Origin of the sequence: Pseudomonas tremae (genome assembly GCF_001401155.1) — a bacterium.
Lineage (GTDB): Bacteria > Pseudomonadota > Gammaproteobacteria > Pseudomonadales > Pseudomonadaceae > Aquipseudomonas > Aquipseudomonas tremae.
The window spans coordinates 1-26,282 of sequence record NZ_LJRO01000206.1 but is presented as its reverse complement, the minus strand read 5'-3'; the positions used below and the strand labels follow the sequence as shown (position 1 = coordinate 26,282).

General features: G+C 56.8%; 20 protein-coding genes and 2 pseudogenes. 7 read left to right on the top strand and 15 right to left on the bottom strand.

What is annotated here, in order from left to right; genetic code table 11:
* Position 1 precedes the first annotated feature (1 nt).
* From ALO43_RS14670 to ALO43_RS32125, 4 genes and pseudogenes are all read right to left on the bottom strand, one after another.
* Positions 2–538, bottom strand: coding sequence for a FixH family protein (locus ALO43_RS14670; protein ID WP_005887408.1), 537 nt, complete (start codon positions 536–538; stop codon positions 2–4).
* A gap of 10 nt (positions 539–548) precedes the next feature.
* Positions 549–1,961 carry a cytochrome c oxidase accessory protein CcoG gene (gene ccoG / locus ALO43_RS14665; protein WP_054997721.1) on the bottom strand — a complete coding sequence of 471 codons (1,413 nt, stop codon included), beginning with the start codon at positions 1,959–1,961 and terminating at the stop codon, positions 549–551.
* A gap of 64 nt (positions 1,962–2,025) precedes the next feature.
* Positions 2,026–2,478: a type II toxin-antitoxin system VapC family toxin gene (locus ALO43_RS14660; protein ID WP_005887413.1), complete on the bottom strand. Its 453-nt coding sequence runs from the start codon at positions 2,476–2,478 to the stop codon at positions 2,026–2,028.
* A pseudogene (locus ALO43_RS32125) lies at positions 2,478–2,591 on the bottom strand (type II toxin-antitoxin system Phd/YefM family antitoxin); the annotation flags it as partial. The gene ALO43_RS14660 and the pseudogene ALO43_RS32125, both read right to left, overlap by 1 nt.
* A gap of 258 nt (positions 2,592–2,849) precedes the next feature.
* Here ALO43_RS32125 and ALO43_RS14655 point away from each other — a divergent pair.
* Entirely contained in the window at positions 2,850–4,496 is a 1,647-nt protein-coding gene (locus ALO43_RS14655; protein WP_024690358.1) for a metallophosphoesterase, read from the top strand.
* Positions 4,497–4,569: 73 nt separating this feature from the next.
* On the opposite strand, the gene ccoP is transcribed toward ALO43_RS14655, so the two are convergent.
* Genes ccoP through ccoN form a run of 4 tightly spaced genes read right to left on the bottom strand, consistent with a single transcriptional unit; the run spans position 4,570 to position 7,791 of the window.
* Positions 4,570–5,547: a cytochrome-c oxidase, cbb3-type subunit III gene (gene ccoP / locus ALO43_RS14650; protein WP_024690357.1), complete on the bottom strand. Its 978-nt coding sequence runs from the start codon at positions 5,545–5,547 to the stop codon at positions 4,570–4,572.
* Positions 5,544–5,735 (bottom strand): CcoQ/FixQ family Cbb3-type cytochrome c oxidase assembly chaperone, encoded by a 192-nt coding sequence (locus tag ALO43_RS14645; protein ID WP_005887420.1) that lies wholly within the window; start codon positions 5,733–5,735, stop codon positions 5,544–5,546. The genes ccoP and ALO43_RS14645 overlap by 4 nt, the downstream gene beginning before the upstream one ends.
* 5 nt (positions 5,736–5,740) lie before the next feature.
* Entirely contained in the window at positions 5,741–6,349 is a 609-nt protein-coding gene (gene ccoO, locus ALO43_RS14640; protein WP_054997720.1) for a cytochrome-c oxidase, cbb3-type subunit II, read from the bottom strand.
* Entirely contained in the window at positions 6,346–7,791 is a 1,446-nt protein-coding gene (gene ccoN / locus ALO43_RS14635; protein ID WP_024690355.1) for a cytochrome-c oxidase, cbb3-type subunit I, read from the bottom strand. The genes ccoO and ccoN overlap by 4 nt, the downstream gene beginning before the upstream one ends.
* Positions 7,792–8,085: 294 nt before the next feature.
* Between ccoN and ALO43_RS14630 the strand changes: the two genes are divergently transcribed.
* Positions 8,086–8,775 carry an alpha/beta family hydrolase gene (locus ALO43_RS14630; RefSeq protein WP_024670716.1) on the top strand — a complete coding sequence of 230 codons (690 nt, stop codon included), beginning with the start codon at positions 8,086–8,088 and terminating at the stop codon, positions 8,773–8,775.
* A 1-nt stretch (position 8,776) separates the two neighbouring features.
* Here ALO43_RS14630 and ALO43_RS14625 read toward each other — a convergent pair whose 3' ends face one another.
* From ALO43_RS14625 to ALO43_RS14615, 3 genes are all read right to left on the bottom strand, one after another.
* On the bottom strand, positions 8,777–9,235 hold the full coding sequence (locus ALO43_RS14625) for a hypothetical protein (protein WP_005887431.1): 459 nt from the start codon (positions 9,233–9,235) through the stop codon (positions 8,777–8,779).
* A gap of 91 nt (positions 9,236–9,326) precedes the next feature.
* Positions 9,327–10,919, bottom strand: coding sequence for a hypothetical protein (locus ALO43_RS14620; protein WP_024670714.1), 1,593 nt, complete (start codon positions 10,917–10,919; stop codon positions 9,327–9,329).
* Positions 10,920–11,007: 88 nt separating this feature from the next.
* The gene (locus ALO43_RS14615; protein WP_054997757.1) at positions 11,008–12,888 is read right to left on the bottom strand and encodes a hypothetical protein; all 1,881 of its coding nucleotides are present in this window, start codon (positions 12,886–12,888) and stop codon (positions 11,008–11,010) included.
* A 326-nt stretch (positions 12,889–13,214) separates the two neighbouring features.
* Between ALO43_RS14615 and ALO43_RS14610 the strand changes: the two genes are divergently transcribed.
* Positions 13,215–15,509, top strand: a complete 2,295-nt coding sequence (locus ALO43_RS14610) for an autotransporter family protein (protein ID WP_217999774.1) — start codon at positions 13,215–13,217, stop codon at positions 15,507–15,509.
* 63 nt (positions 15,510–15,572) lie between these two features.
* Here ALO43_RS14610 and ALO43_RS14605 read toward each other — a convergent pair whose 3' ends face one another.
* From ALO43_RS14605 to acnA, 3 genes are all read right to left on the bottom strand, one after another.
* Positions 15,573–16,106: a hypothetical protein gene (locus tag ALO43_RS14605; RefSeq protein ID WP_053480636.1), complete on the bottom strand. Its 534-nt coding sequence runs from the start codon at positions 16,104–16,106 to the stop codon at positions 15,573–15,575.
* Positions 16,107–17,014: 908 nt separating this feature from the next.
* Positions 17,015–18,580 carry a methyl-accepting chemotaxis protein gene (locus ALO43_RS14600; protein WP_053480635.1) on the bottom strand — a complete coding sequence of 522 codons (1,566 nt, stop codon included), beginning with the start codon at positions 18,578–18,580 and terminating at the stop codon, positions 17,015–17,017.
* A gap of 165 nt (positions 18,581–18,745) precedes the next feature.
* Positions 18,746–21,490: an aconitate hydratase AcnA gene (gene acnA, locus ALO43_RS14595; protein ID WP_054997719.1), complete on the bottom strand. Its 2,745-nt coding sequence runs from the start codon at positions 21,488–21,490 to the stop codon at positions 18,746–18,748.
* 191 nt (positions 21,491–21,681) lie between these two features.
* Here acnA and rlmM point away from each other — a divergent pair, with 191 nt between their 5' ends.
* From rlmM to pdxB, 3 genes are all read left to right on the top strand, one after another.
* Positions 21,682–22,755 (top strand): 23S rRNA (cytidine(2498)-2'-O)-methyltransferase RlmM, encoded by a 1,074-nt coding sequence (gene rlmM, locus ALO43_RS14590; RefSeq protein ID WP_053480633.1) that lies wholly within the window; start codon positions 21,682–21,684, stop codon positions 22,753–22,755.
* A 66-nt stretch (positions 22,756–22,821) separates the two neighbouring features.
* Positions 22,822–23,076 carry a sulfurtransferase TusA gene (gene tusA / locus ALO43_RS14585; RefSeq protein WP_005887451.1) on the top strand — a complete coding sequence of 85 codons (255 nt, stop codon included), beginning with the start codon at positions 22,822–22,824 and terminating at the stop codon, positions 23,074–23,076.
* 89 nt (positions 23,077–23,165) lie between these two features.
* The gene (pdxB, locus tag ALO43_RS14580) at positions 23,166–24,308 is read left to right on the top strand and encodes a 4-phosphoerythronate dehydrogenase PdxB (protein WP_054997718.1); all 1,143 of its coding nucleotides are present in this window, start codon (positions 23,166–23,168) and stop codon (positions 24,306–24,308) included.
* Positions 24,309–24,393: 85 nt separating this feature from the next.
* Here the strand turns inward: pdxB and ALO43_RS30930 are convergent, their stop codons facing one another.
* Positions 24,394–24,564, bottom strand: coding sequence for a PA1571 family protein (locus ALO43_RS30930; protein WP_005887456.1), 171 nt, complete (start codon positions 24,562–24,564; stop codon positions 24,394–24,396).
* A gap of 286 nt (positions 24,565–24,850) precedes the next feature.
* Here ALO43_RS30930 and ALO43_RS31490 point away from each other — a divergent pair.
* Positions 24,851–26,282: pseudogene (locus tag ALO43_RS31490) on the top strand (ABC transporter transmembrane domain-containing protein); the annotation flags it as partial.

The following is a 26,282-nucleotide window of genomic DNA, read 5'->3' as shown; positions in this document are numbered from 1 at the left end:
TTCAGTCGTTCCGGCGTTGCGCGGCTTGCAGCGGTTCATCGCCCAGAATCAGGTCATCGGTGCCGACTTGCTCTTCCTCGAACAAGCGCCAGGTCTGATCGCCTTCGACGCCCAGCAGCTCTACAAAGCGACGGCCTGTGACACGGTCCTGCAACTGGCCGACGTAACGGCCCGGTTCGGACGAGCTGCGAGTCAGAAACACTCGACGATCACTGGCGGGTTGTGTGGGGGAGATAAGGTTCAGCTCCAGACGCTGCGGGCTGCTGTTGCCGCTCAGGCGCAGCTCGACCTCGCCGGTCAGGCTGTCCAGATGGACGTCGGCATGCAGTTTGAGGTTCTGGGCCAGCACTTCACGATTCAGCGAGCGATTGATGCCTTTGCCTGCTTCGTAGTAGTTGTCGGTAACCAGTGGGTCCGGGTTGGTCACGGCAATAAAGACCATCGACAGGCTCAGCGTCACCGAGCAGGCCAGGATGGCAATGATGATCCAGGGCCAAAGATGCCTGTACCAAGGGCTTGAAGCGGTCGTGACAGGCATGACGTTGCTCTTAACGAATAGGAGGGCCGATGAAGCGGCCCGGCGTTTTGACGCGAGTGTCGCTGTCGATGTCCTCGAGGGTGAAAACAACCTCGTTACTGCGTGACGACAGCGCTTGCGGGGCAACGGACAGCTCCACCGGCAGGCTGATGATTTCACCTGCCGGAACCTTGATTTCCCGTGAGCCTTGCAGCTTCAGATCAGGCAGGCCGCTGGCGCTCAGCAAGTAGGTGTGATCGACCTGATCCTTGTTCATGACTTTCACGCTGTAGACATTTTCGATTCGGCCTTCGGCGTTTTCCCGGAACATCATCCGGTCCTTGCTGACCTCCAGGCCTACCAGGGTGCGCATGCAGAAGGCCGTGGTCAGCAACCCGATCATCAGCAGCAGGGCCAATGCATAACCGATAAGGCGCGGGCGCAAGGTGTGGGTGCGTTGTCCGGACAGGTTGTGTTCGGTCGTGTAGCGAATCAACCCGCGAGGGTAGTCCATCTTGTCCATGACGGTGTCGCAAGCGTCTATGCAGGCCGCGCAACCAATACACTCAACCTGCAGGCCGTCGCGAATGTCGATGCCGGTCGGGCAGACCTGAACGCATACAGTGCAGTCGATGCAGTCACCGAGCCCCTGAGCCTGATGATCGGTTTCCTTCTTGCGCGGCCCGCGTGGCTCGCCACGGCGCGGGTCGTAGGAAATGATCAGCGTGTCCTTGTCGAACATCACGCTCTGGAAGCGCGCGTAGGGGCACATGTAGATGCACACCTGCTCGCGCAGCCAGCCGGCATTCAGGTAAGTGGCCAGGGTGAAAAAGCCGACCCAGAAATACACCCATCCATCTGCTTCACCGGTGAACAGATCGATACACAAGTCGCGGATCGGCGAGAAATAGCCCACGAACGTCATGCCTGTGGCAAAACCTATAAGCAGCCACAGGCTGTGCTTGGCGAACTTGCGCAGCAATTTGCTGGCGCTCATCGGTGCATGGTCGAGCCTGATACGCTGGTTGCGGTCGCCTTCAGTGACTTTCTCGCACCACATGAACATCCAGGTCCAGACGCTTTGCGGGCAGGTATAACCGCACCAGACCCGTCCGGCATACACCGTGATGAAGAACAGCCCGAAGGCCGCAACGATCAGAATCCCGGACAACAGAATGAAATCCTGCGGCCAGAACGTTTCGCCGAAGATATAGAACTTGCGCTCAGGCAAGTCCCACCACACGGCCTGGTGCCCGTTTCGATTCAGCCAGACCGTACCGAAAAAGATGAGCAGCAGCACTGCGCCGCCTACTATGCGCACATTGCGAAACAAACCCTTGAACGCGCGAGTGTGGATTTTCTTGCGCGAGGCGTAGAGATCGATGAACTCGCCGTTTTTTTCGGAGGGCGGGGTGATGTCGTGTACCGGGATCTGGTTGCTCATCGATGGGTCCAGAGGCGCTTGCGTAGCTCTCGCCGATATGTGTCAGGCAGGTTCACATCCGCTTTCAAAGTAACGCACTTGAGTGATGGGCAGTTTCTTCGTTCAACTGGCTGATCCATGGATTGAGCAAGGCGGCTCCGCAGAATTCAAAGTCTACTGTATTACGAGTGACCAGCATCATGACGTGCAACAGTGTGGTGGCCGCGATCAGCCCAGCGCATTCGCTGCGCGGGTCGTGAACGTCCAGGTGGCCGCAACGTTTTGCAACCTGAGTGTCGATCGACAGAGTGCGTCCGGCAAAGGCGTTCAGCACATGGTGGTCCAGCCACATTCGCAGCGCTGCGCCTTGCGTCGGGTCATTTCGCTCGATACGCAGGATACCTGTTTCGAGCTCAAGAATCGTGATGGACGAGACGAACAGGCTGGATGCCAGCTGGATTCGCGACCAATGGAGCACGTTCACGTCGGCGTTGCGTTTTCTGAGTTCGGACACCACGTGGGTGTCAAGCAGGAACATCAGGACAGATCAACGGGCGAGATTTGATGACAACCCGTGCACAACCCGTTCGGCTCGAATTCGATATCAGGGTCCGTCGGCATTATCAGCATGGCTGCGATGTTCGCCGCTCCGGGCTTTCATTGTCGGCTTTCTTGTTTGACATCGTTGTTGCCTTGGTTGAACTCGCGGCCTGTTTAGAACATTTGAGTATTAACTATCGTGTCAGTGTTTACTCAAGGATAGATTGCCGATAGTCGAACACCTACCTATCAGTTTTGATAGTAGATATTGTCTCGGTGTTCGTAATAATAGGTGCAGCCCAAAGGGCCGCCGGAAGTTTTAGATTCGCGCTTTGGTTCTGATGTTTTAGTCCGTGTGAGGAAATTAAAATGTCTACGTACAGGTTTTTTTGTTGTGCGCTGCTCAGTACCCTGCTGTGGGTGTCTGGGTGTGCTCAGAATTTGAAAAGTGAAGGTCCACTCGCTGTTGTGAACGCAAGCGAAGCCGCACCTAAAAATATAATAAGGCATATTATTTTTGCGTCTGATCCTCAATACCCTTGGTCAAAGGATGAAAAAAACGCAGAGGACGGTCTGGGTGCTTCGCCGCACCAGAAATCGCAGGACGTCCCACTGCAATCCCGCTCCTCGGTTAATCAGGTCAGTGATGAGAATCTCGTTAGAAATCAATATAATGCGATACAGAAATGGCGTACAGCTGCGATGGGAGGGGTCGGCAACAATCCGGTCATCATAAATGGTGATATGACAGCTTATGGTCACGGTTGGCAAAGAAGCTTTCTTTACGGAGCACTGGATTCGATATTGTCGACCAATTGGTATTTCGGGCTGGGTAATCATGATTATAAAAACAACGTCGGTGGCTGTTTAAATAATGGTTGCGCCAGAGACAGTATGAATGACCTCATTGGCCGGATGGGTGGTAATAATATGGATTACAGTACTAACCATGGCGGAGGTTTTCCTGAAACAAAGCGATATTCGGGAAGTTTTGGGTACTATAAAGATTTTGGCAAGGTGCGGTATATTCAGTTGAATCTGGACCCTTCCTACACTCAATGGTTTTACTCCAATGGTGCGACGGTGTTCAAGTCAAAGTATGAGTTCAATATCCAGTCGCCGGTCCAAAATACCTGGCTGGAGCGAGTGCTGATCAATGCAAGGGATCAGAAAAAATTTATCATTATTGGTATGCACGATCCGGCGGAGTGGACGTATTCATCTGACGCTCGATCGGCAGCAATATTAACCCGGTTTCGTCAATTGCTAAAGATCTACGATGTTTCAGCTATCTTTGCGGGTCACTTCCATTCCAGTGCTGGAAAGTACCAAAGTGTATATGGGGATGTGCCTGTTTTTCTGAGCGGCTCGGCCACGGATGAGACATTTCTCATCGTTGATATTGACGAAAGCACTAAGGCTTTTCAGACGTGGCTTGTTAGCAATAACAATCCTCAAAACGCTAAACATCTCGGTTCGATGTATTTCAAACACTCTGTTGTTGTTCCTCCCGTCGATGAATATGACAATACTGGACACTGGGGGAACTGGGGGGTTACGGCATCGTGTTCATCGCCAAACTACATAAATGGTTTCAGTATAAGGGCTCAGTCGTCGCAAGGTAGCGGTGACGATACAGCTGTCAATGCGATCGCTATGCACTGCTTCAGGGGGTCAGAATTGCACAGCAACGAAGGGAACTGGGGGCATTGGTATGAGTACGCTCTTTGTCCTTCAAACGAGGCAGTGGTCGGTTATCAATTGAAAATGCAGCCTAGTCAAGGAAGTGGAAACCATCAGGACGACACTGCCGTTGACTCTGTCAGACTATTCTGTGAAGGAGGAGGGTATCTGCCTTCACCCTACGACACTCCTTATGGTATCTGGAAGAAAGCGTTCCGTTGTCCCGCCGGAATGGTTGCCACCGGCTTTGAAACCCGTGTCGAAGTTGATCGGGGTAACAATGACGATTCGACTTTGAACGGTATGCGGATGAGGTGCGATCCCAAGCCTTGATTGATCGGCAATGGCAGTCGTGATGTTTTTTGTACTTCCACGACGCCAGGTTTCGCTATAAGGCAGAGCAACATCATTTGGGCTCGGCCGGCTTCTCCTGACGAGACAGGCTGTAGACGTACGCTGCGAGGATATGCACTCGGTCATTGCCCTGCAGCGCTTGCTGCGCAGGCATCTGGCCCTGGCGACCCTCACCAATGGTTTGTTGCAACTGGGCGAAACTCGAGCCGTAGATGAACGCATTCGGGTGTGTCAGGTCCGGGGCGCCAAGAACAGGCATCCCCTTGCCCTCCGGGCCGTGGCAGGCAGCGCAGAGTGTGGCGAAGGTTTTCTGACCTGCAACGGGATCAGCCTGCGCACTTTCGGGCAGTTGCCTGGCGTCCAGTCGGGTCAGCACGTAAGCCGCCACGTCGCGAACACCTTGTTCGCCAAGCGCGCCACCCAGGGCTGGCATCACGCCCATGCGGCCAGCAAGGATCGACGTCTTGATCGACTGCGCATCGCCACCCCAACGCCAGTCGGCATCGGTCAGGTTAGGGTAGCCGTAGGCGCCTTTTGCATCCGAGCCGTGACAAACCGAACAATTGGACGCAAACAGACGCGCGCCTATTTTCAGCGCTTGCGGGTCTTTGGCGACCTCCTCGACCGGCATTGCAGCGTATTTTGCGAACAGTGGGCCATAGCGGGCTTCGGCGCTCGCAACTTCCCGCTCCCACTCGTGAACACTGCTCCAGCCCTGCTGGCCGTCGGAAAATTGTACTGTACCGGTCTTGTCCCGGTGCTCGTAACCCGGCAGCAGGCCCTGCCAGTTGCCCAGGCCCGGATACAGCACCAGGTAACCCAGCGTAAAAACGATGGTTGCCATGAACAGTAGAAACCACCACTTGGGCAGCGGGTTGTCGTACTCCTCGATGCCATCGAAAGACTCGCCGACGGTTTCATCAGTGGGCTCGTCACGCTGGCCTCTGCGCGTAGAGAGCAGCAGCCAGAGCATTGCGATAATCGTGCCCAGCGTCAGTACCGTGATGTACAGGCTCCAGAATGTGCTCATGGCCTGTCTTCCTTGTCTGTCGCGGTGTGCTCGACTTTGCGGATGGCGTCGGGGTCGTCGGCGAAAGGCAGCAGGGTGGCGTCATCGAATTCAGCCTTGCGAGCAGGGCTGAACACCCACAGCATCAGGCCGATGAAGGCGACCATCACCACCAGCGTACCGAGGCCTCGAATCATTCCGATGTCCATCGTGATCACCGCTTGCTCTTGATGAGCGTGCCGAGGCCTTGCAGATAGGCCACCAGCGCGTCCATTTCGGTCTTGCCCTGTACGGCGGCGGCCGCACCGGCGATGTCGGCGTCTGTGTATGGCGTACCGAGGGTACGCAATACCTGCAGCTTTTTCGCCGTCTGTGTCGTGTCGATTTTCTTGTCGTTCAAAAACGGGTACGCCGGCATGATCGACGCGGGAACCAGGTCTCGGGGATTGTTCAGGTGCGCACGGTGCCACTCGTCCGAGTAGCGACCGCCGACTCTTGCCAGGTCCGGTCCCGTGCGTTTGGAACCCCACAGGAAAGGGTGGTCCCACACGCTTTCGCCCGCCACCGAGTAATGCCCGTAGCGCTCTGTCTCGGCGCGCAGCGGACGGATCATCTGCGAGTGGCAGCCCACGCAACCGTTGGCAATGAACACATCCCGGCCTTCCACCTCCAGCGCGCTGCGTGGCTTCATGCCCTCTATGGGCTGCTGGGTCACGTCCTGAAAAAACAGCGGAACGATCTGGGTAAGCCCGCCGATGCTCACTGCGATGATCATGACAAAGGCCAGCAGGCCGATGTTTTTTTCGAGTACTTCATGTTTCATGCATGGCCCCCCGCGACGCTGATCCGCTCAGCGGCTTCAGCTGCCTGCGGGTCCGATGCGCGCACGGTACGCAGCACGTTGTAGGCCATCAGCAACATGCCGCTGGTGAAGATGGCACCGCCGATCGCCCGCACGATGTAGCCCATATGGCTGGCCTGCAGGGTCTCGACGAAGGAATACGTCAGTGTGCCGTCGTCGTTCACGGCGCGCCACATCAGGCCTTGAGTGATGCCGTTGACCCACATCGAGGTGATGTACAGCACGGTGCCCACGGTGGCGAGCCAGAAATGCGCATTGATCAGGCCGACGCTGTGCATCTGCGGGCGGGCGTAGAGCTTCGGGATCATGTGATAGAGCGAGCCGATGGTGATCATCGCAACCCAGCCCAGGGCGCCTGCGTGGACGTGGCCGATGGTCCAGTCTGTGTAATGCGACAACGAGTTCACGGTCTTGATCGCCATCATCGGCCCCTCGAAGGTCGACATGCCGTAGAACGCCAGCGAGACCACCAGAAAACGCAGAATCGAATCGGTGCGCAGCTTATGCCAGGCGCCTGACAGGGTCATCATGCCGTTGATCATGCCGCCCCAGCTCGGCACCAGCAGGATAATCGACATCACCATGCCCAGCGACTGTGCCCAGTCCGGCAGCGCGGTGTAATGCAGGTGGTGAGGGCCAGCCCAGATGTACAGGGTGATCAACGCCCAGAAATGCACGATGGACAGGCGATAGGAGTACACCGGACGCTCGGCCTGCTTGGGCACGAAGTAATACATCATGCCGAGAAAACCAGTGGTTAGAAAAAACCCCACGGCATTGTGCCCGTACCACCACTGGATCATGGCATCGGTCGCTCCGGCATAGGCCGAATAGGACTTGAACAGGCTGACCGGCAACGAGATGTGGTTGACCACATGCAGCATGCCGGTCACGACGATGAACGCGCCATAAAACCAGTTGGCAACATATATATGTCGGGTTCGGCGTTTGACGATGGTGCCGAAGAACACTGCGGCATAAGCGGCCCAGACCACAGCCAGCAGAATCGCAACCGGCCATTCGAGTTCGGCATATTCCTTGGTGGTGGTGTAGCCCATGGGCAGTGTGATGATGGCGCCGATGATCACTGCCTGCCATCCCCAGAATGTAAAGGCTGCCAGCCGGTCTGAAATCAGCCGCGTCTGGCAGGTTCGCTGCACCACATAATAAGACGTGGCAAACAGCGCACAGCCGCCGAACGCGAAGATCACCAGATTGGTGTGCAACGGTCTCAGGCGGCCGAAGGTCGTCCATTCGAGTTCAAGGTTCAGTCCCGGCCAGACCAGTTGGGAGGCGATGAACACACCCAGGCCCATGCCGATCACGCCCCAGACTACCGCCATGATGGCGAACTGGCGCACCACGGTGTAGTTGTAGGCAGTCGGGCTGATTGTCGTACTCATTGCAGACTTCCACGATTCAGATAGTGACCAGAGACGTAATCGGGCAGCCGATGCAGCGCTGTAACAGCATCCAGGCGGACCGAAAAGGCAGGGGCAGGAACACACAGGCACGTTTACGTGCGTCAAAGGGTTGCAGCAGACGCGTGTCAGCGAGTTTAGCTTTGAAAGGAGGGGTGTGGGAAGCCGCAGCACCTTCTTGCGCGCTACGTATCTGAATCGCGGTTGGTCATGCAGTTGCTGACGCAGTTGCCTATAGTGATCGGCCAACGCCGTACTTATCAAAACGAGACAAGCATGAGCAAAAGCTTACAGCCCGGTATCGCCGCCGAACAATGGCTGCAATTGGTGCGTGAAAGAGGCTGGCTATGGACGCCAGGGCAGCCGTTGGACGGTATGCAGCCTGCCACCTTGCTGCTGGCACACGGCGCAGGCGCTCCGATGGACAGCGACTTCATGAACCGCATGGCTGATGAACTGGCAGCACAAGGCATCAGCGTCTTGCGTTTCGAGTTCCCCTACATGGCTCAGCGACGCCAGGGCGGCAGCAAGCGACCCCCGAACCCTCAGGCCCGGTTACTGGAGTGCTGGCGAGACGTTTATGGCTGTGTGCAGCCCAAAATTGCCGGACGTCTGGCGGTGGGCGGCAAATCAATGGGAGGGCGAATGGCCAGTTTGATTGCCGATGAACTTCAGGTTGATGCGCTGGTGTGCCTGGGTTATCCGTTCTACGCCGCAGGCAAACCTGAAAAACCGCGCGTTGCGCATCTGGCTGAACTGAATACTCCGGCCCTGATCGTTCAGGGTGAGCGCGATGCATTGGGCAACCGCGAAACCGTGGAGGTTTATAGTTTGTCCAGCGCCATTCGGCTGCACTGGCTGCCGACGGCCAATCACGACCTCAAACCATTGAAAATGGCAGGTGTCAGCCATGATCAATGCCTGGCCGAGTCGGCGCAGGTGATCGCCCGATTTTTGCGTACCTGAGTCACTGGCAGCGTATGTCAAAAAAGCCGTTGGTGACGTCTAAATTGATCGATGACATGCTGAAACGGAAGCGTCCTCGCAGGCGAAGGGTACAGGGGTTGACCTCAAACAGGTCCAGCGTACCGCTTTGAAAGTGTGCCGAGTGATAAAGGGTGTTTTGCCTGTGCAGCGTTTCGCTGTAAATCACTTTGATCCGGGCATGGTCTACCAGGTCGTGATTGCCGGGCCTCAGGTCGCTGTCCAGAAACAAGCCTATGGTGGTTCGCGTTGAGCCCACCTTGCCATCGGCGACCAGCTTCCATATCCATTGTTCGGGAGCCTGCTCCAGCTCTGCGCGCAGCGTCAGCTGGCCTGCCAGCGAAAGCACGTGGAATGGGTGCTTGTTGACGCTGACGTGAAAACTGCCTTCACAAGGTGCGGGACGAAAAAAGCGTTTGGTTGGGGATGTTGTGCGGTGCATGACCTGACTCTGTAAAGCGTATGAATAGAAGCAGGACGTTGCCTTTTCAGGTAACGCCCTGCTTGATGATTACAGGTTCACCAGTTGTCGATCATTGGATACCGACGCCAAGACTGGAGTTGTGACTTTTCAGCTTGAAGTTTCCGCCAGAAACCATGTCTTTTACGTAGTACCAGTTCCAGCCCCCGATGCCGGCGCTGGAAACAGTGGATGACCAGTAATTGCCACTGCCCATCGGCCAGCGATTGCCGTACAGGGCGTAGATCTCCACCAGTTCATGAATTGACGGAATCCTTGCACCCCGGTTACTGGCAGCGCTGCTCATCTGGGAGAAGTTGCCGCTGCCCACACCGATGCAATGAATAACGCCGGTCACGGTGACCAGGCAACTTTTGCTCGCGCCCAAAGCATCGGTTGCGGTAAGCGTGGCCGTGCCCTTGCCTCGAACGGAGGCCAGGCCATTGTCATCCACGTTCACCACCAGCGGATCACTCGACGTATATTGATAAGGCGCGAGCCCGCCGCTGGCCTGACGCAAAACGGTGGTCTCGGCCGGGAAGTTCGGCAACACTTCCGGCCTTCCCGGGATCAGGTAGATCTTGCCTGCCAGCGTCACTGGTGAAGTATCGAACACCAGTTCGGGCAGTCCTTCCAGAATCTGCAAGGCCAGTGTGCCTGAGACCTGCACCAGGCCGTTGACGCGATTGACGACATAAGAGACAGCGACCGACTGCCCGGCGTTTGCCGTAACCAACGCCGCGGCGAACAGCACTTCCAGCGTTTTGCCAGCTTCTGTACCTGTCAGGGTCTTTTCCTTGGTATCACTGCCGTTGCGTCCCTGCCACTGCACGATCACCTGATCGCCGGCTTGCAGATTGGCGGTGGCGTCGATCACCACTGTCGCACCGGACAAGGCGTTGGCCGGATCCAGAGTGGTGCCGATGGCCTCTTTTACGGTCGGGTTAGGCAGGGGCGTAGCGTGCGTGAGCTGCAGCTTCACGTTCACAGCTTCTGACGCCATCGACAGATTTCCCGCGAGGTCCGTAATCGTGTAGTAAACCGGCGCCTCAATGTCGCCGATCAGCTCCAGGAACGGTCTCGCAAAGTCGACCACTGTCTGCCTCAGACCCACGTCATCCTTGCTCACCATGGTCATTGGACCTGGCACGTCATTCCAGTAGGTGTGGACAACATCACCCTCCTGCATGCCGTTGTAGCCGGCAATCGTCCCTGAAAGCACATTGCCCAGGCTTCCCAGCTCTTCGGAGGTCAGGCCGTCCTGCGTCTGTTCCGGAAAAATGATTGGGGCGAGCAGTGGGTCGCCAGGCGGCGTAAGGTCTACGATTACTGCTGTCTCGGCAGAGTATTCGACGACCATGTTAGCCGGGTTTTCGACGGCATAAGCCACCGAGTGGCGGCCCTCCTTCAACAGCTCGGGTGGAATGTCCAGATGCAGCGGGTCGCCGGGCTTGTGCGACGGCAGTATTTCTTTCTTGAGGCCGATAAGCATCTCGTCGAAGCAAAGTTGATACGTATAGCCCGGGCGTGCGCCTTGCCATACGTTCAACCCTACGTCGAGGGGGGTGTTCAAACTGTCGACGGGTAATACTCCGCCGTTCAAGGCGGCTGCGATGACGGGGGCTGGCAGCGAGTTGTTCTTTCTTTCAGTCGATACGTGATACATGTGCTTTCCTTGCTTTTAGGTGTCTTGGGCTCGGTACGTTGACTTCCAGTACAGAACCAGGATGCGGGCTTTGTGGGCCCGCAACGGGTTAGCGGCTAAGACAGGTAAAGTCGGTGGGTTTAAGCATGTGCACGATCACGCGAGTGACTGTGGAATTCGCTGGGCTTTGATTGCTGCCCTCCACGGGGTCGACGGTATAAGAGGCCTCCGCAAACCCGGTACAAATAAGGAGTGTATTAATCTGTGGGACCGTGAATACGTGGCCGTCCACAACATCGACTTCGTCGAGCTTGCGCGTCGTTATGTAAGTGGCCGCTTCAATGGGATTGTTGGAATCGTCGAATCCCTTGAACGTGAAGGTGATCTTCTGGCCCTCGGCAATGTTTACATACCGCGAAACTTTTACATCTGCACCGTTCGGGTTTTCATTAGGCCCCAGTACTCCGTTCGGAGTGAGATTGAAGGTGGGGCCGGTCAAACCGTCCTCGCCGCCGGGTTGCTCTTCTCGAGACCTTACTGTTACGGGCTGCGTCGGGCTAGTCATGCTATTCGGGTTTCCTGTACGCGTGGCAATAAAGTAAACCGGGATGGCTTCACCGGTGCCTTGCAACTGCATAAGTTCGTTATCAATCGGAATGATCAGGTTTCTTGCTGCTGTAACGTCACTCGACCGTATTTGATACCACTGCGGTTTTACCTGATTACCCCAGTACAGATTCAGGTCGTCATTGATCTTGAAGCCGGTGTTCCAGACCACCACACCTCTACCGTTCAACTCGTAATCGTCTTCGTCGATGAAGTTGTCCTGAGTGTTCGGGTTTTGTACGCTCGTTCCCTGTACCGTCAGGCTGTTCAGTGGGTCGGGGAAAGGGCGCGTGGTAAAAACGTCGATATGGGCGTCGAGCGAAGTGCCGATCAATTCGCCATTGCGCAGCACTTCATAATGCACCGCAGTATTGCCTTGGGGCCCTTGGGCAATGGCCTCGAATGGCAACTTCAACGTTAAAAGGACTGCCTCGTTTTCGTCGCCAGGCGCCACGGAGACAGGGGTCAAGGGGTTATTGGCGCCCCAGAACAGCTGAATACTATCAAGCGCTGCGGCGCCCGAATAATGAGGGATGTCGACCCGTACCCCCGCCTGAGCTTCCAGATAATCGACCAGTTCGCCGACGGCCTGATCAATAACAGGTGCCGGATAATTGGAGGGCAAGTCTTGCAGTCGCAGTTTTACGGGCACGGTATTCGACAGGATTGAAGGGTTGCCCGCACGGTCTATGACCTGATAACACACCTGCTTTTCGTCCTCCCCCAAAGATTGCAGAAATGCTCGTGTGAAAGTGACCGAGACTTTGTCCAGGCCCATATCGGTTTCGTTGACTACAGCGCTGGGACCCACGATATCTCCCCACCGTGTCAGAATGCGGTCGTGCTTGGCCATACCGGTGTAGCCAGCAATCTGTACATCAAGCTGACCTCCCAGTTGATCGAGCTCTGCGGCAGTCAGACCGTTCTGGATCTCGGCTGGAAACTGTATGGCGGCAAGTTCAGGGGCGCCTGGCGCTGTCCGGTCAATCTGAATCCGGAAAATGTCTGATTCCTGTTTTGTCTGGTTGATCGGGTTGACAACGAGGTAGGCGACATTGTGGAAACCCTCCAGCAACAGGTCGGACGGAATTTCCAGCTGCAGCGGATCGCCTGGTGCATGTGAGGGCAGAATCAGCTTTCGGGGGCCAATCGCTATGCCGTCAAACAGCAGTTGGTAAGTGTAATCAGGGCGCGCGGCTGGCCACACGACCAAGTCCACCGCCAACGGCTGAGACAGTTCACCGACCGGTATGAGGCCTGGCGTGTCTTGATCATGAAACGCGGCGGCGATATCGGGAGGCGTCAATACAAGGTTCAAGTTTCGGTGCCTGTTGCCTGGCACCGCGACAGGGGTAGGCAGATAGCTATTCGAGCGAAATTCCATGGACATAACCTTCTTTAAAAACAATTTGTAGGAAGATTCCTGCTTTTAACAATGTGGTATTGAATGAGCGTGCTGTAAGTAGCACTTGGCAAAGTAATCTTTGTTTTCTCAGTCACGATTGGACGTAATAGGCTTTTTCGTGAGTGGTCAAGTGGGGGTGTAAGTTTTATTTTTGAAAAGTTTGGTTCGGCCTTGATATAGAGTCACGCTGTAAGAACTTTCCTATCTCAATTTGGGAGCGTTCCTACGCTTTTGGTAGTGAGCAGATACAAAGTTGATTAATTAAGTGAGCTACCTTCGGTCCTCAATAACCGAGGAGATGGACGGTGTCTTTTAGAAAAAATAATGTCATTAATCCGCAGGGTGGTGCATTTCGGCTTGCCGTGATTGCATTCGGGGCTTTGGCTAACGTGCAGGCGTCGGCAGAGGTATCGGGCGATAAAAATGGTTCAGTGTTTGACCTCGACAATGTCATAACGGTGCTGCCGGACAGAGCGGGGACAAAGGCAACTGGCAGGCCGGGTGAAATCATTAATGTCGGTCCTGATACCCCCTTCGGTTCTCACTCTGTCGACGATCAGGGCGTTCTCAATATTGTCGGTGGGCGAGTAGACAGCGCGAAGGTAGATCGCTCTACGCTTAATATTGAGGCTGGCGTGGTGGAAAGCGGTATCACGCTGTACGATTCCGTGGGAAATCTTTCCAACGCTACAGTAAGAAACGCGACAGGTTCCGGCATCGTTATTGGTGGGGTGAGAAACTCCGTCAATCCTGGCTCCTCGGCATCGGCTCGTTCAAGCGACATATCGGGATCTGGCTATGGTATCGCAGCCGGGATATGGGGAACGTTGAGTATCTTCGATACCGATGTGTACGGGTTTGCGTCGCAAGGCAAAAATGGTCAGGGTATTTTGTCTTCTGGTGCGAATGTACTGATAGCGGAAGACAGTTATGTAACAGGCGACATGAATGGAATCCACCTTGTAGATGGATCTGAAGCCAAGCTCCTTATCGGAAACAAGTCCGTTACTGTGATCGATCGGTCGATCGTCGAAGGTCTGGCCGGCGCTGCTATCAGGGTCGACCAGCGCGTAGCACTCGACATCGAGGCCGATATCACTGTGCAAAACCATTCCGAGCTACTGGCCGGCAATGGCAATCTGCTAGAAGTGGCTGATCATAGTACCGTCAACTTCAACGTCGACAACAGCGTGCTCAGCGGCAACCTCGTTGCCGATGACACCAGCATCCTGAACGCCACCTTGCAGAACGGCGCGCAATTGTCCGGTGACATCATCAATGGCAGCACGCTTGCGATCAACTCCGGTGCTCAATGGCAGATGCAGGGTGACAACGCGGTCAAGTCGCTCTCCATGCAGGGTGGCAGCGTCGGGTTCAGCGAGGAGGGGTTCCATACCCTGTCTCTGAACGAGCTGTCCGGATCGGGCACATTCGGCATGCGGGTGGATCTGGACAATGGGGTGGGTGACCTTATAGACGTCAACGGTCAGGCCAGCGGGCAATTTGGATTGCGGGTGCGCAATACCGGGGTGGAGGTGTTATCGGCTGACATGCAGCCGCTCAAGGTGGTGCACACCGAGGGCGGCGATGCGCAATTCAGTCTGCTGGGCGGTCGGGTCGACCTCGGTGCCTATTCGTACCTGCTGGAACAGCAGGGCAATGACTGGTTCGTCGTTGGCAAAGACAAGGAGATAAGTCCCTCGACCCAGAGCGCTCTTGCTCTTTACAGCGCGGCACCTGCCATCTGGATGAACGAGCTTTCAACCCTGCGCTCGCGCATGGGCGAGGTTCGTGCCAGCGGCAAGGCCGGTGGCTGGATGCGCGCCTATGGCAATCGACTCAATGCGACGACCAGCGAGGGCGTCGATTACAAACAGACGCAAAGTGGTCTGTCGCTGGGTGCCGATGCGCCCGTAGACGTCGGCAGCGGACAGTTGCTGGTGGGTGTGCTGGGCGGCTACAGCACGTCTGGTCTGGACATGAGCCGAGGTACGAGCGGGAAAGTCGACAGTTTCTATGCGGGTGCTTACGGCACCTGGCTGTCGGACGATGGTTACTATATAGACGGCGTATTGAAGCTCAACCGCTTTCGCAACAAGGCGGACGTTGCCATGAGTGACGCGAGCAAATCCAAGGGCGACTACACCAATAACGGCGTGGGTGGCTGGGTGGAAGTCGGTCGCCATATCAAGCTGGCGGAGGACTACTTTCTTGAGCCGTTTGCGCAGGTCTCCGGTGTGGTGGTGCAGGGTCAGGATCTGCACCTTGATAACGGCATGAAGGCGAAGAGCGATCGAACTCAGTCGATACTGGGCAAGGTCGGTACGTCGATGGGGCGTACGGTGGCGCTCAAGGATGGTGGGATGATACAGCCTTACGTACGTGCCGCCGTTGCGCAGGAGTTTTCCCGCCGTAACGAAGTCAAGGTCAATGACACGACGTTCGATAACAGCCTGTACGGCTCACGCGCCGAGCTGGGTGGCGGGGTGTCGGCTTCATTGTCCGAGCGTGTGCAATTGCATGCGGATCTCGGCTACATGAAAGGTCGGCATATCGAGCAACCCTGGGGCGCGAACGTGGGGCTGCGTATTGCGTTCTGATGGTTCGGTCTGAAGGCTGAATGACACCAAAGCCCCCGGTGAGTGATCACCGGGGGTTTTCAGTTATGTGTCGAAGAACCTGCGATTGACAAGACGCTTGCGTTGCCGTTGTCGGGACGTAGCAGGCGCGGAGTAATTTACATTGACCCTTAGTACCGGCGAGGTGCCGATCAGTCGATTGTCACGATAAAGCTCGTAGTACAGGTCAACCAGGCCGAACTGAATGTAGGGCGTGAAGTTGTAGGAAACGCATAGCACGCGGACGATGCTGTCCTTGCCCACTCGATGAAACAGGGTTGTTGACGATAGATTTTTCCCCCAATAGAAACGGATTTCATCTCCCCAGCACATCTTCACCGAGCCGGGAATATGGATGGTGATACCTGCATAGGCCTGTTCTTCACTGATGGCTTCAGGATCGATACCAGGCAGCACGGGTGGCTTCATGGTGTCTGAAATGTCTGATGGAGCAGGGGCAAGCCCCGCCGCTTTATAGTCACCCTCTCGCGGTGGTGATTCTTGAGCAATACCCGCGTTTTTGGGGATTTTTTCTTGCAGGACGCGCGCAGTGACATCCGTGGATTGCTTCTTATCCATCGTACACTCTTTAATTGGCATTAATTTGAGTTGTTGTACTTGCACCGACAATCGCCAGTGCGAGAAATATTACAAGTCACTCAAGTGCTGAGGTCAAGTCGGTTGGAAGAGCAAAGGAAGAACAGGGTTTGGCGTTAGTAATGCAGTTACATTTGGTTTCATGTGGGCGTTAAATTATCGACTATTACGGCGACGGTGCTGTAAATAAAGGGTGTTGCTGTACAAGGAGAGCCCGCTGAGGTTTTTTCTGCTATCTATATCTGTAGGACGGTTACTACAGAGAATTCTTACAAGTAGAAAAATATTGCATTTTGTCTAATATCCTACTTGTTCACAGGATGATTCACTCAAACTTATCATTGTTTTCCCTCACACATAACTGCAGGAGGCCTTCGGAGTTTTGAGCCAAAAATGTAGGTCGTGTAGCTCAAGCCTGCTTGGAGGTGTGCAGCGCAGCGCGTCAGCAGCTAGAGATCGCCTGCACAATCGATGATCCTGTCGCTGGTTCTGAGGTTATCGCTGTCCTGCTTAAACAGTATTTTGCGTGAGACAGCCATCCGGAATGGTCAGTGAAATTCGAGGTGCAAAAAACCAGGGTGTTGTGCAAACGCTCGTTGTATTTCTCCCGCTGACAAGTCAGGCGCCACAAGGCGCAGATCTGAAGTTCGCATCGGGTGATACTTGATAATTAAAAGTGGTAATACATAACTACCGCGTCTTGCCATGAAATCAGCTGATTGGAGTAAACATCTTATGCCGATACCGGTGTGGGCCCCTTGCGGTTGTTGGCGGTGCTAAATAATGCTCTGCGCAATGTGGGGCTTCATATATTAAAGAGCAGGCTGTGTACCTCAATAAAAAAGCCCCGACAGACCGAACTGGCGGGGCTTTGCGAGGCTAATCAAATCTCAGCGATTGAATCGTTCCACCAGCGAATATTGTGAGTTGGCAGTCGCAGTCAGCTCCCCGCTCAATACGGCCGAGCGGCGCGCCTCATCGGCTGTCGTGTCTGCCAGGCTGGCGATGGTCGCGATATTGCGGTTGATCTCTTCGGCCACAGCGCTCTGTTCTTCGGTGGCAGTGGCGATCTGGGTCGTCATGTCGGTGATATTGGCGACGGCTTCGCTGATGCCTACCAGCGCTTGATCCGCTTCCAGCACCCTGGCCACGCCTTCCTCGGCCTGACGTCGCCCAGCATCCATGGTCTGCACAGCGTCATTGGCGGTCTGCTGCAGCTTGGCGATCAGGCCGTGAATCTGCCCGGTGGATTCTGCGGTGCGTTGTGCCAATTGACGTACTTCGTCTGCCACCACCGCAAAGCCGCGACCCATCTCGCCGGCACGTGCCGCTTCGATGGCCGCGTTGAGTGCCAGCAGATTGGTTTGATCAGCGATACCTTTGATCACATCGACCACGCCACCGATTTCATCGCTGTCCTTGGCCAGTCGTGTGACGGTCAGGCCGGTTTCGCCCACTGAGGTGGAGAGGCGCTGAATGGCTTCGCGGGTCTCACCTGCGATGTCGCGGCCACGGCGGGTCAGTTCATTGGCCTGCTGCGTGGCGTCGGCAGTACGATTCACATGGCCGGCAACTTCTTGCGTGGTGGCAGCCATCTGGTTGATGGCAGCCGCAACCTGCTCGGTCTCTACCCGCTGACGTTCCAGCCCGATCGAGCTGGCGTTGGCCAGTGAATTGGACTGGCGAGCCTGACTGTTCAGGTGTTCGGCAGTGTCCTGCAAGCGCGTCAGGCAGGTTTTCAGACGCGCTTCCTGGCTGAGGGTCGACATTTCAAGGCGCGCTTGCGGGCCACGGCTGTCGGTATACATCTGCGCAATCAGTGGGTCAGAGGTGGCCTGTTCGGCCAGACGCAACAGGCGTTTGATGCCACGCTGCTGCCAGGACAGCCCCAGCAGGCCCAGGGGCACTGACAATGCTGCTGCCAGGGCAAAACCCCAGGGGGAGTTGAGCCACGTGCCGATCAGAAAACTCAGTTGACTGACCAGAATGAACGGCAGCCAGTCCTGAAGGATCGGCAGCCATTTATCACGACCCGGGACGGCACTCTTGCCCTTGTTGATACGGGCGTAAAGCGCCTCGGCACGACGGACCTGTTCGGCCGTCGGCTTGACACGCACCGACTCAAAACCCACGACCTTGCGGTTTTCCAGTACCGGTGTCACATAAGCGTTGACCCAATAGTGGTCGCCGTTCTTGCAGCGGTTCTTGACGATGCCCATCCACGGCTGACCGGTCTTGAGCGTGGTCCACATATGTTCGAACACAGCAGGCGGCACATCCGGGTGACGCACTGTGTTGTGGGCGGCACCCAGCAGCTCCGCCTCGCTATAGCCGCTTATATCGATAAAGGCATCATTGCAGTAAGTAATGGTGCCTTGGGTATCGGTGGTGGAGATCAGTCGCTGTTCGGCAGGGAATGTGCGCTCGCGTTGAGTTACGGGCTGGTTGTTGCGCATGGGAGTTCGATCCTTCGATCCTGAAGACGATGGCGTGTTATCGGCCGCATGGCCGATAAATTGAGTATTGCACGCCAAATGACCGATGAGTCAGTGCGGCAAAAGCAGGTCGCGGTGTGCCTGACACCGCGACCTTTTCTGCTCGCCGGGCTCTGCGCTATACCCTCAGGAAGCGATCAACTGGCGCAATACATAATGCAGGATACCTCCTGACTTGAAGTACTCCACCTCATTGAGCGTGTCGATGCGGCACAGTACGTCGACGGTCTCCTTGCTGCCGTCTTCGCGTTCAATGTGCAAGGTCAGGCTCATGCCTGGCTGAACTTCCGCATTGGTCAGCCCGGTAATTTTCAATGTTTCCTTGCCGGTCAGGCCCAACGTCTTGCGGGTCTGCCCGTTCTTGAACTGCAATGGCAGTACGCCCATGCCCACCAGGTTCGAGCGGTGGATGCGTTCGAAACTTTCGGCAATGACGGCCTTGACGCCCAGCAGGTTGGTGCCTTTGGCGGCCCAGTCGCGGCTTGAGCCGGTGCCGTATTCCAGACCGGCGATTATCACCAGTGGGGTGCCTTCAGCCTGGTAGCGCATGGCGGCATCGTAGATCGCCAGTTTTTCACCGGACGGCACATGCACGGTGTTGCCGCCTTCCTCGCCGCCAAGCATTTCGTTGCGAATGCGAATATTGGCAAATGTCCCGCGCATCATCACTTCATGGTTGCCACGGCGTGAACCGTAAGAGTTGAAGTCCTGATACTGGACGCCTTTTTCCTGCAGATAGCGTCCCGCAGGGCTGTCTGCCTTGATGTTGCCGGCAGGGGAGATGTGGTCGGTGGTCACCGAGTCGCCCAGCAAGGCCAGGATACGCGCGTCTTGCACGTCTTCGATGACCGGCAATGGTCCACCGATGTCTTCGAAGAACGGCGGATGCTGGATGTAGGTCGAGTCTTCCTGCCATACATACGTGGCAGCCTGCGGAGCTTCGATGGCTTGCCATTGTTCGTCACCGGCGAAGACTTCCGCGTATTCCTTGTGAAACATCCCGGTGTTCACGTTGGCGACCGCATCGGCGATTTCCTGTTGAGTCGGCCAGATGTCACGCAAATACACCGGTTTGCCATCCGAGCCTTCACCGAGCGGTTCGCTGCTGATGTCGATGCTCACCGAACCGGCCAGCGCATAAGCAACAACGAGCGGCGGCGATGCCAGCCAGTTGGTCTTGACCAGCGGGTGGACACGTCCCTCGAAATTACGATTGCCGGACAGCACCGAGGCGACGGTGAGGTCAGATTGCTGGATGGCTTTTTCGATAGGCTCCAGCAATGGCCCGGAGTTGCCGATGCAGGTGGTGCAGCCGTAACCCACCAGGTCGAAGCCCAGGGCGTCAAGGTATTGCGTCAGACCCGCTGCTTCATAGTAGTCGGTGACGACTTTGGAGCCGGGCGCCAGTGAGCTTTTCACCCATGGTTTGCGTTGCAGGCCTTTTTCGACCGCTTTTTTCGCGACCAGCCCGGCCGCCATCATGACGCTGGGGTTGGAGGTGTTGGTGCATGAGGTGATCGCTGCAATCACCACCGCGCCGTCCTTCAGGTGATAGGTCTGCCCATTGTAATCGTAGGGCGTCCCAGCATTGATCTGCGCCTCGTTACCTACCGCGACGCCGCCGCCACCTTCGCTTTCCAGACGGCCTTCTTCCGTCTTCGCGGGCTTGACCTGCAGGCCAAGGAAGTCGCTGAAGGCCTTGGCGACATTCGGCAGTGCTACGCGGTCCTGTGGGCGTTTCGGTCCGGCGAGGCTGGCCTCAACTGTGCCCATGTCCAGTTCAAGACTGTCCGTGAACACAGGTTCCTGACCTTGCTGGCGCCACAGGCCTTGAGCCTTGCAGTAGGCTTCGACCAGCTTCACAGTCTCGTCGGGACGACCGGACAGGCGCAGGTAATCGAGCGTCACTTCATCGACCGGGAAAAAACCGCAGGTTGCACCGTACTCCGGTGCCATGTTGGCGATGGTTGCGCGGTCTGCGAGTGGCAGGTCAGCCAGCCCGTCGCCGTAGAATTCGACAAACTTGCCGACCACGCCTTTCTTGCGCAGCATCTGCGTCACGGTCAGGACCAGGTCGGTAGCAGTAATGCCTTCCTTCAATTTGCCGGTCAGTTTGAAGCCGATGACTTCCGGGATCAGCATCGACACCGGTTGGCCGAGCATTGCCGCTTCGGCTTCGATGCCGCCCACGCCCCAGCCCAGTACGCCCAGGCCATTGATCATGGTGGTGTGGGAGTCGGTGCCGACCAGGGTGTCGGGGAATGCGTAGGTACGGCCGTCTTCTTCTTTGGTCCAGACAGTGCGGCCCAGGTACTCCAGGTTCACCTGATGGCAAATACCCGTGCCAGGCGGCACCACACTGAAGTTGTCAAAAGCGCTCTGGCCCCAGCGCAGGAACGCGTAGCGCTCACCATTGCGCTGCATCTCGATGTCGACGTTCTGTTCGAACGCCGAGGAATTGCCGAACTTGTCGACCATCACCGAGTGGTCGATCACCAGATCGACCGGTGACAGCGGATTAATCCGCTGCGGATCGCCACCAGCCTTGGCCATTGCAGCGCGCATGGCGGCCAGATCGACCACGGCGGGTACGCCGGTAAAGTCCTGCATCAGAACGCGGGCAGGGCGGTATTGGATTTCACGGTCCGAGCGGCGCTCGGTCAACCAGTCGGCGATGGCCTTTAGGTCGTTGCCGGTGACGGTTTTGTTGTCTTCCCAGCGCAGCAGGTTTTCCAGCAGTACCTTGAGCGACATGGGCAGCTTGTCCAGATTGCCGAGTGATCGGGCAGCGTCGGGCAGGCTGAAATAGTGGTAAGTCTTGTTGTCGATTTCGAGCGTTTTCAGGCTCTTCAGGCTATCGAGGGAGGGCATTAATGTCTCCTTTTGGGATGATATCTGCAGGTCGGATCACAGGGCTCGGTGTGCATCAGGTCAAGAGCGCCGAATCAGGCTTCAGGTTCTGTGGACTGTCTGGCCGCGCCAGTGGTTCCTGATTGGGCTATCATGCGCGGCTTTCAAGTCTGCGGGGTTACGCCCGAGCGCCCGTTGCCCAGGAGTGACCCATGAATACGCTGTTTATGCATTGCAGGCCCGGCTTTGAAGGCGAAGTCTGTTCGGAGATAGCCGAACACGCGGCGCGTCTGGACGTCGCCGGGTATGCCAAGGCGCGCCCCGATACAGCATGCGCCGAGTTCATATGCACCGAAGCGGACGGCGCCGAACGGTTGATGAATGGCCAGCGTTTCGACAAGCTGATCTTCCCTCGGCAATGGGCGCGCGGTGTGTTTCTGGATTTGCCGGAATCTGACCGGATCAGCGTCATCCTTGCTCAGCTGGCAGCGTTTCCGGTCTGCGGCAGCATGTGGCTGGAGGTGGTGGACACCAATGACGGCAAGGAGCTGTCGAATTTCTGCAAGAAGTTCGAAGCGCCGTTGCGCAAAGCCCTGACCCAGGCTGGCAAGCTGGTCGAAGACCCACGCAGGCCGCGCCTTTTGCTGACCTTCAAGAGTGGCCGCGAGGTATTTCTCGGCCTGGCCGAAGCTGACAATTCGGCGATGTGGCCGATGGGCATTCCGCGCTTGAAGTTTCCCCGCGAGGCACCAAGCCGCTCGACCCTCAAGCTCGAAGAGGCGTGGCACCATTTCATCCCTCGGGATCAGTGGGACGAGCGTCTGTCCGGTGACATGACCGGCGTGGACCTGGGAGCTGCTCCCGGTGGCTGGACCTATCAACTGGTGCGTCGCGGGATGCTGGTGACGGCCATCGACAACGGCCCGATGGCCGAAAGCCTGATGGACACCGGGCTGGTGCAACACCTGATGGCCGACGGTTTTACCTACAAGCCTCGCCAGCCGGTGGACTGGATGGTCTGCGACATTGTCGAAAAACCTGCGCGCAATGCCGCCCTGCTGGAAACCTGGCTGGGTGAAGGCCTGTGTCGCGAAGCCGTGGTCAACCTCAAGCTGCCGATGAAACAGCGTTACGCTGAAGTGCGCCGCCTGCTCGACCGTATCGAAGAGGGCTTTCAGGCGCGCGGCGTCAGGGTATCGATCGGCTGCAAACAGCTCTATCACGACCGTGAAGAAGTCACCTGCCACCTGAGAAGGCTGGATGTGCCCAAGTCGGCGCGCAAGTGAGGCAAGCTGACGCTTATCGTGCCTGGTGAATTGAGCGACAATAGTGACCCGTTGCTGGAGAGCCCCATGTCTGAACCCATCGAAAGTCTCGCCGTTGACTCCGTTCTGGATGCCACCGGGCTGAACTGCCCGGAACCGGTGATGATGTTGCACCAAAAGGTCCGCGACCTGCCTGCGGGCGGTTTGCTCAAGGTCATCGCGACCGATCCGTCCACACGTCGCGACATCCCTAAATTCTGTGTATTCCTGGGTCATGAGCTGGTTGCGGAGCAGACCGGGGAAGGAACGTTTCTGTACTGGATTCGCAAAAAAGCCGACTGATTGCCCTATCGCTGCAACCCGCGCCTGTTCACGACGCGCCTGTCCATACGATGGACAGGTCCATGTTCGCCAGACCCAGAGAGTCTTCCATGCGCATTGTTGCCGACGAAAATATCCCGCTGCTTGACGCCTTTTTTGCCGGGTTCGGTGAAATCCAGCGCTTGCCCGGCCGCGCTATCGACCGCGCAGCAGTCGCCGAGGCCGATATCCTGCTGGTGCGCTCCGTGACACCGGTGACCCGCGAAATGCTTGAAGGCAGTCCGGTGCGTTTTGTCGGTACCTGCACGATTGGCACCGATCACCTGGACCTGGAGTATTTCGCGGAAGCCGGAATCCAGTGGGCCAGCGCACCGGGTTGCAATGCGCGTGGCGTGGTGGATTACGTACTGGGCAGCCTGTTGACCCTGGCGGAAATAGAAGGCGTCGACCTCAGGCAGCGTACCTATGGCGTGGTGGGAGCAGGGCAGGTGGGTGGGCGTCTGATCGCCGTCCTGAAAGCGCTGGGCTGGAATGTCCTGGTCTGCGATCCCCCGCGTCAGGCCGCCGAAGGAGGCGATTTCGTCAGCCTTGATGAAGTCCTGCAACGCTGTGATGTCATCAGCCTGCACACGCCCTTGAGCAAGACCGGGGAGCTAGCAACCTGGCACCTGCTCGACGACACGCGTCTGCGCCAGTTAAGGCAGGGCACGTGGCTGATCAATGCCAGCCGGGGCGCGGTGGTAGATAACGCCGCATTACATGATGTCCTGCTCGAGCGGGAAGACTTGCAGGCCGTGCTGGATGTATGGGAGGGCGAGCCGCAGGTCAACGTTGCGCTGGCCGACCTGTGTGTACTTGGAACGCCGCACATCGCCGGTTACAGCCTTGATGGCCGACAGCGCGGTACAGCGCAGATTTACCACGCGCTGTGCACGTTTCTTGAGCAGCCGCCGCTGATCAGTCTTGACGATCTACTGCCGGCACCCTGGCTGGCGCAGGTCAGCCTTGCCGCCGCAACCGAGCCGCTGTGGGCACTGAACATGTTGTGTCGTGGTGTTTATGATCCGCGCCGCGACGATGCAGACTTCCGTCGCAGCCTGACCGGCAATATTCCCAGTCAGCGCCTGGCATTTGATGCGCTGCGCAAACACTACCCGCCCCGCCGAGAGATCGAGGGTTTGCAGGTCAGGCTGGAAGGCGAGTCCGCGGCCCTTGCGCAGATAGTGCGAGCGCTGGGGGCAGTGCTGGTCTGATTGGCCGAAGCGTATTCCGGGTTTTTACGGACATAAAAAACCCGACTTTACCGTCGGGTTTCAATGCATTCGGCAGGATCAGGTCTTATTTTTCCGGAGTTACCCAGTTCTTGTCGCATTCCTGGCAAGCAGCCTGAACCATTTCTTCAGTGATCACGACTTCTCGCCCGTGCTGGTCAAGAACGGCACCGCCAACAGGCAGGTCGGGCGTGGCTCGAACGACCGGGACTTCTTTGCTGTGCTCTTGCAGGCTCATGGTTTTCTCCTTTCATCAGGTAACGGCGTTAAGTTAACCGCGCTTGATGACCGGTCCGTGACAGGTACTGTCAGCCTTTCAAACGCGATACCAGTGCAACAGATTTGTTCTGAATCTGCCAGCAGGCCTTTAGATCAATCACTTGTAGCCTGCTCTGTAAAGCAGTCATAACCAGACCTTGGCATCCCGCCGCAAGTTCACTCTGAATGGCGCGCAGCGCTGTGTGTCGGACAGGTGTAGGCTTCGCAGTTCAGACATTTCGGGCAGACAGGCAGGTTCACTCTCCATGATTTCACTGATTTCCCGACGTCAACGCCAGGCAATTTGCCTGGCCGCGAGTTTTATTGCCCCTTATCGCTGGCAAGTGCTGGGCGCTTTGCTGGCGCTGATCGTGACCGCTGGCATCACCCTGTCGATCGGGCAGGGCATCAAGTTGATGATCGATCAGGGGTTCATGACCCGTTCAGCGCAATTGCTCGAACGTTCGATAGGGTTTTTCATGCTGCTCACGGTCGGCTTGGCGATCGGAACCTTTACCCGTTTCTATCTGGTGTCATGGATTGGTGAGCGCGTCGTTGCAGACCTCCGCAAGAAAGTGTTCGACCACTTGATCGAGCTACATCCCGGCTTTTATGAAAACAATCGCAGTTCGGAAATTCAGTCGCGATTGACCGCCGATACGACTTTGCTGCAATCGGTGATCGGCTCATCGCTGTCGATGTTTCTGCGTAACGCGTTGATGGTCATTGGCGGGATCGTGTTGTTGTTCATCACCAACCCCAAACTCACCAGCATTGTGATGGTGGCCTTGCCATTGATCATTGCGCCGATCCTCATGTTCGGGCGGCGGGTGCGCAATCTCTCGCGGGAGAGCCAAGACCGGGTCGCCAATGTAGGCAGCTACGTGGCTGAAGCGCTTGGGCAGATAAAGACGGTTCAGGCGTACAACCATCAGCAACAGGACCGACAGCGTTTTTCCCAGACGGTCGAGCAGGCGTTCGAAACCGCCCGCAAGCGGATTCTGCAACGCTCCTGGCTGATTACACTGGTGATCGTTCTGGTGCTGGGTGCGGTGGCCGTGATGTTGTGGGTGGGCGGCATGGAATCTCCAGCGGTGAACTGGCAGCGTTTGTGTTTTATGCACTGGTGGTGGGAATGGCGTTCGGCACATTAAGCGAAGTGATCGGTGAGCTGCAGCGTGCAGCCGGTGCTGCCGAGAGGATCGGCGAACTGCTCCAGGCCCGCAGCGAGATCAGTGCGCCGGCCACTGGGCTGCTGAATCTGCCGCAGCGTATCAGCGGGCGGCTGGCGCTGGAAAACGTCAGTTTTGCCTATCCCTCGCGTCCTGAACGTAATGCGGTCGATAACCTGACCCTTTCCGTGGAGCCTGGAGAAACCCTGGCGCTGGTCGGCCCCTCCGGTGCGGGCAAATCGACGATTTTCGATCTGCTGCTGCGTTTTTACGATCCTGGACACGGGCGCATTCTTGTCGAAGGGGTGCCTGCTACGCAGCTTGATCCGCACGATTTGCGTCGCTGTTTTGCGTTGGTTTCGCAAACCCCCGCGCTGTTTTTTGGCAGCGTCGAGGACAACATTCGTTATGGCAACGTCAACGCCAGTTTCGAACAAGTTCAGGCTGCGGCACTTATTGCTCATGCTCACGAGTTCATTCTGGAGATGGCCAACGGTTATCGTACCCACTTGGGGGAGGGCGGGCT

What these genes read in the sequence shown, in the direction of transcription:
- ALO43_RS14670 (WP_005887408.1), bottom strand. Translation starts at nt 538, where the DNA reads ATGCCTGTCACGACCGCTTCAAGCCCTTGGTACAGGCATCTTTGGCCC.
- ccoG (WP_054997721.1), bottom strand. Translation starts at nt 1,961, where the DNA reads ATGAGCAACCAGATCCCGGTACACGACATCACCCCGCCCTCCGAAAAA.
- ALO43_RS14660 (WP_005887413.1), bottom strand. Translation starts at nt 2,478, where the DNA reads ATGTTCCTGCTTGACACCCACGTGGTGTCCGAACTCAGAAAACGCAAC.
- ALO43_RS14655 (WP_024690358.1), top strand. Translation starts at nt 2,850, where the DNA reads ATGTCTACGTACAGGTTTTTTTGTTGTGCGCTGCTCAGTACCCTGCTG.
- ccoP (WP_024690357.1), bottom strand. Translation starts at nt 5,547, where the DNA reads ATGAGCACATTCTGGAGCCTGTACATCACGGTACTGACGCTGGGCACG.
- ALO43_RS14645 (WP_005887420.1), bottom strand. Translation starts at nt 5,735, where the DNA reads ATGGACATCGGAATGATTCGAGGCCTCGGTACGCTGGTGGTGATGGTC.
- ccoO (WP_054997720.1), bottom strand. Translation starts at nt 6,349, where the DNA reads ATGAAACATGAAGTACTCGAAAAAAACATCGGCCTGCTGGCCTTTGTC.
- ccoN (WP_024690355.1), bottom strand. Translation starts at nt 7,791, where the DNA reads ATGAGTACGACAATCAGCCCGACTGCCTACAACTACACCGTGGTGCGC.
- ALO43_RS14630 (WP_024670716.1), top strand. Translation starts at nt 8,086, where the DNA reads ATGAGCAAAAGCTTACAGCCCGGTATCGCCGCCGAACAATGGCTGCAA.
- ALO43_RS14625 (WP_005887431.1), bottom strand. Translation starts at nt 9,235, where the DNA reads ATGCACCGCACAACATCCCCAACCAAACGCTTTTTTCGTCCCGCACCT.
- ALO43_RS14620 (WP_024670714.1), bottom strand. Translation starts at nt 10,919, where the DNA reads ATGTATCACGTATCGACTGAAAGAAAGAACAACTCGCTGCCAGCCCCC.
- ALO43_RS14615 (WP_054997757.1), bottom strand. Translation starts at nt 12,888, where the DNA reads ATGGAATTTCGCTCGAATAGCTATCTGCCTACCCCTGTCGCGGTGCCA.
- ALO43_RS14605 (WP_053480636.1), bottom strand. Translation starts at nt 16,106, where the DNA reads ATGGATAAGAAGCAATCCACGGATGTCACTGCGCGCGTCCTGCAAGAA.
- ALO43_RS14600 (WP_053480635.1), bottom strand. Translation starts at nt 18,580, where the DNA reads ATGCGCAACAACCAGCCCGTAACTCAACGCGAGCGCACATTCCCTGCC.
- acnA (WP_054997719.1), bottom strand. Translation starts at nt 21,490, where the DNA reads ATGCCCTCCCTCGATAGCCTGAAGAGCCTGAAAACGCTCGAAATCGAC.
- rlmM (WP_053480633.1), top strand. Translation starts at nt 21,682, where the DNA reads ATGAATACGCTGTTTATGCATTGCAGGCCCGGCTTTGAAGGCGAAGTC.
- tusA (WP_005887451.1), top strand. Translation starts at nt 22,822, where the DNA reads ATGTCTGAACCCATCGAAAGTCTCGCCGTTGACTCCGTTCTGGATGCC.
- pdxB (WP_054997718.1), top strand. Translation starts at nt 23,166, where the DNA reads ATGCGCATTGTTGCCGACGAAAATATCCCGCTGCTTGACGCCTTTTTT.
- ALO43_RS30930 (WP_005887456.1), bottom strand. Translation starts at nt 24,564, where the DNA reads ATGAGCCTGCAAGAGCACAGCAAAGAAGTCCCGGTCGTTCGAGCCACG.